Annotated in this window: 6 protein-coding genes and 1 pseudogene; all 7 read right to left on the bottom strand. The window is 26.1% G+C overall.

The window, feature by feature from the left end; translation table 11 throughout:
* Positions 1-279, bottom strand: a pseudogene (locus tag IW20_RS24920) (hypothetical protein); the annotation flags it as partial.
* 29 nt (positions 280-308) lie between these two features.
* Positions 309-1163 carry a hypothetical protein gene (locus IW20_RS24915; RefSeq protein WP_035628978.1) on the bottom strand — a complete coding sequence of 285 codons (855 nt, stop codon included), beginning with the start codon at positions 1161-1163 and terminating at the stop codon, positions 309-311.
* Positions 1164-1203: 40 nt separating this feature from the next.
* Complete coding sequence (locus tag IW20_RS24910) at positions 1204-1629, bottom strand: hypothetical protein (RefSeq protein ID WP_035628975.1); 426 nt, start codon at positions 1627-1629, stop codon at positions 1204-1206.
* On the bottom strand, positions 1630-2535 hold the full coding sequence (locus IW20_RS24905; RefSeq protein WP_035628974.1) for a hypothetical protein: 906 nt from the start codon (positions 2533-2535) through the stop codon (positions 1630-1632).
* Between the two features lie 68 nt (positions 2536-2603).
* The gene (locus IW20_RS24900) at positions 2604-3380 is read right to left on the bottom strand and encodes a hypothetical protein (RefSeq protein ID WP_035628972.1); all 777 of its coding nucleotides are present in this window, start codon (positions 3378-3380) and stop codon (positions 2604-2606) included.
* 66 nt (positions 3381-3446) lie between these two features.
* Positions 3447-4331: a hypothetical protein gene (locus IW20_RS24895; RefSeq protein WP_035628969.1), complete on the bottom strand. Its 885-nt coding sequence runs from the start codon at positions 4329-4331 to the stop codon at positions 3447-3449.
* 2 nt (positions 4332-4333) lie between these two features.
* Complete coding sequence (locus IW20_RS25690) at positions 4334-6475, bottom strand: glycoside hydrolase family 24 protein (RefSeq protein ID WP_123869575.1); 2142 nt, start codon at positions 6473-6475, stop codon at positions 4334-4336.
* Positions 6476-6579 lie beyond the last annotated feature (104 nt).

Below are 6579 nucleotides of genomic sequence, written 5' to 3'. Positions count from 1 at the left end.
AAATAATTCTTTATTAAAAATAAAAGTATAATCTATTTTTCCCGTCTCGCCATAAATTGTAGATTTAATAATTGAATCTTTAGTTTTTTGATTTTTAAATAATGATAATTTTTCCCCTTCTGAACTATTAAAAAAAACTATTGTATCTTTTAATAATATCAAACTATCAATTATCTTAGTCTCCAATGCTTCAGATGTTTTCTTTTTTTGCACTTTATTATCACAACTATTGAAAACAATAATTAGAAACACAATCATCAAAGTTTTAAAATTTCTCATATTATCCTAGACTTTTTCCCATTTGTATTCTATTCATCGCATTTTTTTAAAATTATTTCTTGCTGATTTTTTCTGTTTTCCTGTTGAAAGCCACATTCTGTAAATTCTCTTTTTTGCGTTTTTTTATTATAGAACCCATACCAATAAAAATATAGTGTATTATCATCTATTATTTTTACATAAGCAATAGGCTTATCATTAACATATTCTTTCCAATTTAAATTAACTCCAAAATTCCCTTTATCTTCTGGTATTTCTTTTAATTTGTAGGCGATACCATTATCAGAATCATATCTTTTTATTTCAATCATATCTATATAAATTTGATTGAACATCACTTCTAAAAAAGCTGTTTTATCTTTTATATTAATACTTGAATTCCCATTTTTACAATCAATTTTCCAGTAACCATTTGGTATTACTTCATTAATATTTATTTGTTTTTTAACATCATCACAGTTGTCACATTCCTTACACGGCTGTTTTATATGAGGAATTGTGTTTATAAAAATACTATCAATAAAAACTTTTCCATTTATTGAATAATATTTATCATCAATTTTGCAAATATTCAGTATTGAAACATTCTGAGTAGGGTCAGTATTTTTTATTTGTAGTTCATAATCATTGTTATTCTTTTTGATACCTAAAATTCTATATCTAAAATCGCCATCTTGAGCTGTAGTATAAACCAATAAAGAATCCTTAATACTATATTTTTTATTTGTAGCATCACAAGGTTCATAAATACTATTTATTGAATTTATTTTTTTAACCTCATAAAGAGTATGATTATTAACTACTGAAAAGTCGATTTTACTTTTAGTTTCTTGACAACTGGAAAAAGTACTAATTAACAATATAAGCCTAAATAATTTTTCCATCTCTAGATCATTTAAAATTATACACTATACATTCATTATTTTATTTTTGCTGTAATAATTGCCAATCCTTATCATAAAAACGTTTGCTTCTTATATAGTACTTATTTTTTATTTTTTTTATAGATATGATTTCTGAGCCATTAGGAAAATTAACTTCATCATTTTTATCTTTCATAGCTGGGCATGGGCGTCCATCATTTTCATCACGAATTAGATAAAGAATACTATTTTTCTCTTTATAAAAATATTTTCCTTCGCATGCTGCAAATTCATTATTAGAAAAATTTAATGTTGCATAATTTTTACCAAAATATAGATAGTAAGTAACATTTATAGCCCTATTTGTCTCATAATTTTCAATCTGAACATTAGCGAAATACATTCCCTTTAAACTATTTTTAATTAAATTTTGAGAATAACAAGTAATACAATTTACAAGTAAAAATAACGTTACAATTTTTTTCATTTAATTTGTCTTTTCGCTTTCTATTTCTATATTTTTTTCAAATGTTTTACTCTTTTCATTCCAATATTTTATTATAGGAGATTGTATATAAAATTTATTATTTCGCTTGATAATCTTTAATAAATAATCTCCTTCCGATAATGATTCAACATAAGAAACATCGTATTGTGACTTTTTAAATTTTTCTGATTTTATATATAAAAATAGTTCGTTATCATACCTATCTACAATACATTCAATCTCACATGCAGGTAAGTCACCTTGATACAAAATACAAGTATTTTTTTCTATTTTAATATGATAGCTTTTATAGCTTTGTTCAAAATTTCCATTATCAAAATTGTAATTACCTTGCCACAGGTTTAAATCTGTTTTTTGAGAATTTATTTTATTCCCATTTTTAGTTTTTAGTTTTTCATATAATTCATCATCTTCTGTTCCTATTCCAGATATAAAAGATGTTCTATACTTGTTGTTTTTACAAAAATAAAGAGATGTAATATTTTTATCATTTGTTAAATAAAAATAGGAACCACCATTAATTTTCAGCTTGTACTTTTGCTTTCCCACAATCATATCTGCTGTTATCCAAATTGGAAATTCTGATGAAGTATAATAAAGTGCTCGAGAATCTCCTTCTCCTCCATCCCCTAATTCTCCTGATTTTAAAATCTCTTTTACTTGAGATTCATCAAGTATTTTCCACTCTTTGCATAAATTATAGTCATAGATATTTCTTTCTTGTGCCTCTTCACAATTTTTTGAAATATTTTCAATAATTGTATCTTGTTTTTTTAAGATTGAATATTCTTTATTTGAAATGTCCTTTGATAAAGAGATATTTCCTTTACTCTCTTTACAAGAAATCATTAAATATAATGTGAGTAATAAAATTATTTTTTTCATAATTAATAACAACATTGCTTTGTACAGATTTTTTTTTTCTAATCTACTTTATCAAGGTAAAATCTAGATTAATCAGCACTATTAGTAATTATCCTTTTCACATTATTATTAATCTGAATTATTTCAAGAGTTGTAACGCCTCCTTCATAATTCATGGTAATTTCTAGTTTTTTTGAAGTCGATATTTTGTACTCAATATTTATAATTCCTTTTTCATTTATTACAATATTCTGATTTGATTCGGGAAAAACTTTACTTAAATATTCTGAATCATTTATCTCTTTATTCAAAATTAATCTATCATAAATATCTTTTATATTAGTGTTTTCAAAAATACATACTTGAGTTGTTTCCATATCTCTAGTAGTGGTTTTACAATTTTCTTTTCCTAATGGTTTATCATCTTCTTCAAAATAATAACTTCTATCATTATCAAAAAAACATTCAATAATTTTATTCCATAACTTATGCTCAAAAGTTAATTTTATAGGATTCTTAATATCATTTGTAATATCCAAAAGTCTCCTATTTTCGGCATCAAAAACAATCCAGCCAATGGTACTTTCAGACTTATCATTTGCATCAAACAAACGTAGTTTCATATTAACCCCATTATTATTTTCAATCGCAATTTTCAAATTATCCTTGAAAGGATTTTTAAAGTTTGAACTCTTAATTAAATCTATAATAATTTGAGAACAATCAGCTTTTAAATTACTAGATGGATTTATATTTTTTTCAAGTAATCCTTCTTTTTCTTTAGCTCCAACTTCTTTATCAATATTATTTTTACAACCAACGGCAATAAAAATCATAACAAATAAACAAACAAAAATGTTTTTCATAGTCTACTTTTTAATGAACACTCGTACTTGTAAATCGCGAAATCTAAAACATAAGCCATCATTTCATTAATAGCATTTTTTAAGAATAGTTGGATTCTCATTACTAATAAGTGATTCTGTATTTTGTCTTTCTTTATTCACTTTGTTATAAAACCCAAGCCAAGTAAATTCTATTTTGTTATCCTCTAAAATTTTCACAATCGCAATTTCATTATCATTAAAATAACTTTGAGCATTTACATCTTTAGACCCAATTCCTTCAAATCCTTTTAATTTATATTTTAAAATTTTGTCCTCCTTTTTTTTATTAATCTTAGTCAAGTGTATATAATAAACATTAGGCTCAACACACATTATTAATTCATTTTCTTTTATTACTATTCCAATTGGATTTTCGCAATTTGTCCCCCATTTACCAACTAAATTATCACCTTTTACTTCCTCTTCATTATTTTCAGAACATTCACTAAGAGGCTGCACTTTATAAGCTATCTTACCAATTTTTATATTTAAACTATCTGATAATAATACTTTGTTTTTATTCGACTCTTTTCCGAATTCCCATAACAGATTATTTTTTTTAGTTAATGACCAAACACTGTTTTCTGGAATTAATTTATCATTCTTAAAAAAATAATAGCCATCAGATGTGATTTTATATTTGTTGCTATTTATTTTTTCAACATTTTGAATATTATAGTAAGCTCCTTCTTGTGGATGGTAATAATAAAATTCTTTTTCAGAAATTCTTAATACACCATTTCCTCCGTCACATCTATTATAAACAGTATACAAACTATCCGTTTTCTCAACTTCTAATAAAGTAATCCCATTTAAATCATTAACTTTTTGATTATTTGAATTATTTATTACTTCATTCTTATCTTGACCTTTGCAAGAAAACATTAGCAATATCAAACTCCCGATAATATAAAATTTTATCTTTTTCATTTTTAAAATGTAATTAATGAATTATCATCTATTTTTTTATTTCTCCTAATTTGACTAACAACATATGATTTACCTTTATGAAAAATCTCGTCTGAATATAATTTATCTTCATGTTTTGTAAACTTATAATCATTTATTTCTCCATTCTTTGTTCCAACATCCCAAAATCTGTATTTTAATACATTGTTATCGCAAAATCTCCCTACAATTATTACATAATGATCTGTAGTTGGAACACTAGTTTCATTATATTTATAAATATTTGAATGATGAACACCTACCATTATAGGATATCCTGCTTCTAAAGATTTATCAATATAGTTGATTCCCTTTTTAAAATTATCAATATTTAATGTTAATCCTTTTCTATCTTTTGTTTCCAATGCCGTTTGGTAATATGATTCACCATCATGTTCTGTTGGATTTTCTGGGTAAATATCAATAATTTTCATAATTTTTCTACAAGTAATATTACAATCAGTACTTGTCTTCTGAGCATAAAAGGTAATTTTATTTCTCAAATCAATATCGCTTTTATCACTACATCCTGTGTTTATATCATTATATCCATCACAACAACTATATCCAAATTCTTTTAAAAACCCTTTTTTAAGATAAAGCTCTTTACTTGTTGCAACTAACTCTTCCTTTAAATAGGAATCGTATATTTTTTTTACGTCTGTAAAAGTATATAAAGAGCTTTGTTGACCATAAGGAGAATCAGGTAAACTAGCCCAACATAAACTAGAAAGCAATGCAGCTCTTTTAATATCATCATCAATAATTAATTGAATAATGTCAGCTTGCTGATTTTTAAACCTTTTTCTCCATTCTTTAGATCCAACACTTTCGGGATTATAAAAACTTTTTGGTCTATCATCTTTGTAATAATGCTTCATTAATATTAAACACATTTTATCCTGAGACTCTTTTGTGAAATTTGAAATTTTATATCTTTTACCGTAATTTCTAATAATTTCATCATAAGTATCTCCCATAAATTGATATGCACCAGCTGCATTAGAATTTTTATTAATTCGTTTAATGTATATGGAAATTTTGGGATGCGTACTCCAATCTTTTTTATAATCTTTTATAAAAGATTTTCCTCCTACATTTTTTTCGTAACCAGAATCTCCAGCAGTATCTTCTTTTACTCGCAACATCCTCATAAAAGCTCGAATTCTTGCTTCACTCACACAAATACCTTTTTTCTCCTCCTTCTTCTTCCACCAATTTTCATCGACATTAACTTTCAATATACTATTGATTTTTTCCCAGACTGGATTAAAATCTGTGGTAGGTTTTATAGATACTTTCGTTTCATGATAATCATAAACTTTATTATCAGATTTATTAATTCCTTTTACTTCTTTTTTAGATGGTCCTTTTTTCTCTGCTGGAGTTTGTTTTATGACTACTTTTGGTTTATAATCAGGATTAGGAACGTTAGTGTTTAAACTAGGTACTCTTTTTGATTTTCTTTCTAAAAATTCTGCTGTTACATAATACTCATGAAATTCGCCTTCGCTAGTGTCTCCTTCTGCCAACTTTGCATTAGCAAGCCATGCAAAGCTAGGTTTTAGCTGAAACGAAACATCGGCTATACCATTTAAAACAATTCCTCTTTTTTCTTGTATTCTTACGTTGGTCGTGTTTTGTTTGGTTTTACCTCCATCATCTTCCCATAAAGTAACTGCTAGAGAGAATCTGTCCATCCCGACGCAATGCACGCGAGCCACAATCCAATCGCCATAAGCAAATGGTTTTGTTGGTTTACTTAAATTAGCATCTAACAAATCGACATGTACTATTTTGGCTTGTGATGTTTTTAGCGGCTTTATATCAAAAATAGCTTTTTCTCCATTTACTTCAACCGATAGTTTTATTGCTTCACGAGCAAGACTTTTTTGGTAAAAAATATAATCTACTGTTATTCCTGTTTTATCATTTTCTTTCGTTTTTCGCCAAGAACCTCGCTCAAATATCCAAACTGACCATTTTACTTGATCATTAGATGCAACTTGATATTCTGGCAGAAAATTTTGTTTAGGAACTGAATTCCCAAACAATTCATTTATGGAGTAATATTCCTTTACTCCAACTACTGGGCTATGATTTCCAAATATCTTTATGTTTGACATATCCATTTATATTTTGAACTAAATATAGGATTAATTTTATATTTTAAAACAACAAAATAAGTTAATATAAATATTGTATTACAAATAAGTCAACCTGCACAATG

Source organism: Flavobacterium hydatis (genome assembly GCF_000737695.1).
Classification (GTDB): domain Bacteria; phylum Bacteroidota; class Bacteroidia; order Flavobacteriales; family Flavobacteriaceae; genus Flavobacterium; species Flavobacterium hydatis.
Note: the sequence above shows the minus strand (reverse complement) of the source record. Positions and strands in the feature narration are given on the sequence as shown.